This window comes from Pseudomonas sp., assembly GCF_026224925.1.
Taxonomy (GTDB): domain Bacteria; phylum Pseudomonadota; class Gammaproteobacteria; order Pseudomonadales; family Pseudomonadaceae; genus Aquipseudomonas.
In genome coordinates this window covers 1-4,172 of sequence record NZ_JAMFRV010000700.1, presented here as the reverse complement: position 1 = coordinate 4,172, position 4,172 = coordinate 1, and the positions used below count along the sequence as shown (strand labels likewise).

Here is a 4,172-nt window from a genome sequence, read left to right as displayed (position 1 = left end):
TGCAATGGGCACATTGAGTGCGGGACATGATGTTTCTCAGTTCTTGGGCTGGTTGAGCTGCGTTTTCAGCAGGTCACGAAACGCCTGAATCAATGGCTCACGGCTGCGGCCACGGCGCACGATCATTGAGAACGGCGCTTGGTAGCCGAACGTGGCCGGCAGCACTACGCGTAAATGGCCGGAGTCGGCCCACGCTTGGGCGTAGTGCTCCGGCAAATAACCAATGTAGGCGCCGGACAGCACCAATATCAGCTGCGCTTCCATACTATCCACCGTGGCGGCGCTGTGTTTGAAACCGTGCCGAGCCAGTTCTGCCTGGCTCCAATAACCGCGCCCGACCATGCGTTGCTGGCCAATAACAGTTTCGGGAACGCGCCGTTCGGCAAACAACGGATGGCGATTGCTGCAATACAACCAGTGTTGCTCCCGGTACAGCGGCTGATACACCAAGCCGCTCATGCGCGTGGAGAATGAGCCAATCGCCAGGTCGAGACGGTTGTCTTGCACACCCAACTGCAACTCATACGGACCCATGACGGACAGGTGCAAATGCACGGCCGGATGCTCTTGCGTGTAAGCGCCAATGGCCTCGGCGAACGGCAACGCCCGGTCACTCACCGTGGTATCGATCACCCCCAGGTTGAGGGTGCCGCGCAGCTCGCCTTTGAGCGCCGCTGCGTATTGCTCAAAGCCTTCCAGCTCACCCAGCAGGCGCAGGGTTTCCTGATGGAACAGCTCGCCCTTGCTGGTCAAACTGAAGCCGCCGCGCCCACGGTGGCACAGCACCAGACCCAAGGCCGCTTCGAGCTGGCTCATGTAAGTGCTGATGGCCGAGGTCGAGAGGTTGAGTTCTTGTTGAGCGCTGGCAAACCCCTGCTGGCGCACCACACTGGCGAAGATCCGCAGGAGTTTAAGGTCGGGTAAGGTGCTGGCCATTAAAAATCCGTGAGGTTCATTGAATACACACCTAGTGCCTGTGGGAGCGAATTCATTCGCGAATGCACCGGCGCAGCCTGCCTGGAAAAACGCGTCGCGGCCTTCGCGAATGAATTCGCTCCCACAGATTTCGACGACCGCTTCGCCAACAAGCTGACCCAAAAACAGAGGGTAGTTTAGCGTTAGTTCAGATTTCTCTGAACTAAGTATTTCGCCTCAGCGATTCTTTCCATGGGTCGCACTTTGCAGAATCGACTCAAACCACAACGACAATGAGGCTATCCCGTGGAAAAGATTTTTCACCAACCACTGGGCGGCAATGAAATGCCGCGTTTCGCCGGCATTGCCACCATGATGCGTTTGCCGCACCTGCAGTCGGCCGCTGGCCTGGATGCCGCTTTTATCGGCGTCCCGCTGGACATCGGCACATCACTACGCCCTGGCACGCGCTTTGGGCCACGGGAGATTCGTGCCGAATCCGTGATGATTCGCCCGTACAACATGGCCACTGGCGCCGCCCCGTTTGACTCGCTGTCGGTGGCCGATATCGGTGACGTGGCGATCAACACGTTCAACCTGTTGGACGCCGTGCGCATCATCGAGGAATCCTACGACCAGATCCTTGAACACGATGTGATCCCGCTGACATTGGGTGGTGATCACACCATCACCCTGCCGATCCTGCGTGCGATTCACAAAAAGCACGGCAAGGTCGGGCTGGTGCACATTGATGCCCACGCTGACGTCAACGATCACATGTTCGGCGAGAAAATCGCCCACGGCACCACCTTCCGTCGCGCAGTAGAAGAAGGCTTGCTCGATTGCGACCGTGTGGTTCAGATCGGCCTGCGCGCCCAGGGCTATACCGCTGAAGACTTCAATTGGAGCCGTAAACAAGGCTTCCGTGTGGTTCAAGCCGAAGAGTGCTGGCACAAGTCACTGTCACAACTGATGGAAGAAGTCCGCGAGAAAGTCGGCGGCGGTCCGGTGTACCTGAGCTTTGATATCGATGGCATCGACCCTGCGTGGGCACCGGGCACCGGCACCCCTGAAATCGGCGGCTTGACCACGATTCAGGCCATCGAAATAATCCGCGGCTGCCAGGACCTGGAGCTGGTTGGCTGCGACTTGGTGGAAGTCTCGCCGCCTTACGACACCACCGGCAATACCTCGCTGCTGGGCGCCAACCTACTGTATGAAATGCTCTGCGTACTGCCGGGCGTGATCCATCGCTGAGAGATGACCATGACCGCCCATGACGAAGTCCTGCAAGCCGCCGCCGATCTGGTGACGGCGTTCGCCAACAACGACCGCGATGCTTACTTCGGAGCCTTCAGCTCCGACGCCAGCTTTGTGTTCTACACCCTCGATAAGCCTCTGCTGAGCCGCGATGCCTACCAGGCCGTCTGGGACAGCTGGCGCCTTGAGGGTTTCGAGGTGCTCAGCTGCGTGTCCAGCAACGCACATGTCAGCCTGCAAGGTGATGAGGTCGCGATCTTCATCCATGACGTTGCCACTGAGTTGCGTATGCAAGGGCAACACAGTTTCAGTCAGGAACGCGAAACCATTGTGTTTCGTCGCCAACCCCACGGCGGTTGGCTGGCCTGTCACGAACATTTATCTGCAACACCTTAACAACACCCTAAAAGGCTGCCTTTTGAGCGCCGCAACACGATGACCGGAGCAGATGATGGATAATAATAACAACGCGCATAGCATCACCCGCATTGAAGCATTCGGGGTCGAACAGATCCCGGACTCCGCACGAGACGCAACACCCCGCGACTTATTCCGATTGATTTTCGGTGGCGCCAACACATTTGCCACCGCAGTGCTGGGTAGCTTTCCGGTGTTGTTCGGTTTGTCATTTCAGGCAGGTGTGTGGGCCATTGTGTTGGGCGTGCTGATTGGCGCAGTCATTCTCGCACCCATGGGCCTGTTCGGCCCGATCAACGGCACTAACAATGCGGTCTCTTCCGGCGCGCACTTCGGCGTTCATGGCCGAGTCGTCGGTTCATTCCTGTCGCTGCTGACCGCCATCGCGTTTTTCTCCCTGTCGGTGTGGAGTTCGGGAGATGCCCTGATCGGTGGCGCCAAGCGCTTGATCGGCGTACCGGAAAACGACTTTACCCTGGCCTTGGCCTACGGCTTGTTCGCAGTACTGGTGCTGACCGTGTGCATTTACGGCTTCCGCTTCATGCTGTGGGTGAACAAAGTGGCGGTGTGGAGCGCAAGCTTGCTGTTCCTGCTGGGGATTTTCGCCTTCGCCGGTCCGTTCGACGTCAACTTTTCCGGCTCCGTCAGCATGGGCAAAGAAGGCTTTTGGGCAGCGTTCATCGGTGCCGCACTGGTGGCCATGAGCAACCCGATTTCTTTCGGTGCGTTCCTCGGTGACTGGGCACGTTACATCCCGCGCGACACCTCTAAAAGCAAGATCATGCTGGCAGTGATCGCCTCGCAAATTGCGACCTTTATTCCGTTCATGTTTGGCCTTGCTACTGCGACCATTGTGGCGATCAAAGCACCGGACTACATCGCCGCGAACAACTATGTCGGCGGCCTGCTGGCGGTGTCACCTAGCTGGTTCTTCTTGCCGGTATGCTTGTTGGCGGTCATCGGCGGCATGTCTACCGGAACCACTTCGCTGTATGGCACCGGGCTGGACATGTCCAGCGTGTTCCCACGTGTTTTGTCCCGCGTAAAAGCCACGCTGCTGATTGGCGTGATGTCGATTGCCTTCATCTTCATTGGCCGTTTCGCTGCCAACCTGGTGCAGAGCGTGTCGACCTTTGCGGTGCTGATCATCACCTGCACCACTCCATGGATGGTGATCATGATCATCGGTCTGGTAGTGCGCCGTGGTTACTACCACCCGGACGATTTGCAGGTGTTCACCCGCGGTGAAAAAGGTGGCCGTTACTGGTTCACCCACGGCTGGAACTGGCGTGGTTTGGGTGCATGGATCCCTAGCGCGATGGTCGGCCTGTGCTTCGTCAATCTTCCGGGCCAGTTCGTTGGTCCGCTGGGCAACCTGGCGCAAGGCATAGACATCAGCCTGCCCGTGACCCTAGGTCTCGCCTCAGTGGTGTACTTCCTGCTGCTGAGCCTGTTCCCGGAAAGTGCGGCGGTGTATGCGCCGAACGATCCGCGCAGCAAAGGTTTGAACGACCCTGCCATTTCTGATTCACAACAAGCTGCTTGATTCATCAGTGCAACGCGGCGGGCTGCCTGCTTCC

Annotated in this window: 4 protein-coding genes; 3 read left to right on the top strand and 1 reads right to left on the bottom strand. The window is 58.1% G+C overall.

Annotated elements, in window-relative coordinates; translation table 11 throughout:
• Positions 1–36: 36 nt before the first annotated feature.
• Complete coding sequence (locus M0974_RS29240) at positions 37–936, bottom strand: LysR family transcriptional regulator (protein ID WP_297845264.1); 900 nt, start codon at positions 934–936, stop codon at positions 37–39.
• Positions 937–1,221: 285 nt separating this feature from the next.
• On the opposite strand from M0974_RS29240, the gene speB reads away from it, so the two are divergent.
• From speB to M0974_RS29225, 3 genes are read left to right on the top strand one after another with little or no spacing between them, the layout of a single operon-like run.
• Positions 1,222–2,172 carry an agmatinase gene (gene speB / locus M0974_RS29235; protein ID WP_297845262.1) on the top strand — a complete coding sequence of 317 codons (951 nt, stop codon included), beginning with the start codon at positions 1,222–1,224 and terminating at the stop codon, positions 2,170–2,172.
• A gap of 9 nt (positions 2,173–2,181) precedes the next feature.
• Entirely contained in the window at positions 2,182–2,571 is a 390-nt protein-coding gene (locus M0974_RS29230; RefSeq protein ID WP_297845260.1) for a nuclear transport factor 2 family protein, read from the top strand.
• A gap of 55 nt (positions 2,572–2,626) precedes the next feature.
• Positions 2,627–4,138 (top strand): cytosine permease, encoded by a 1,512-nt coding sequence (locus tag M0974_RS29225; RefSeq protein ID WP_297845257.1) that lies wholly within the window; start codon positions 2,627–2,629, stop codon positions 4,136–4,138.
• The last annotated feature ends 34 nt before the right edge of the window (positions 4,139–4,172 follow it).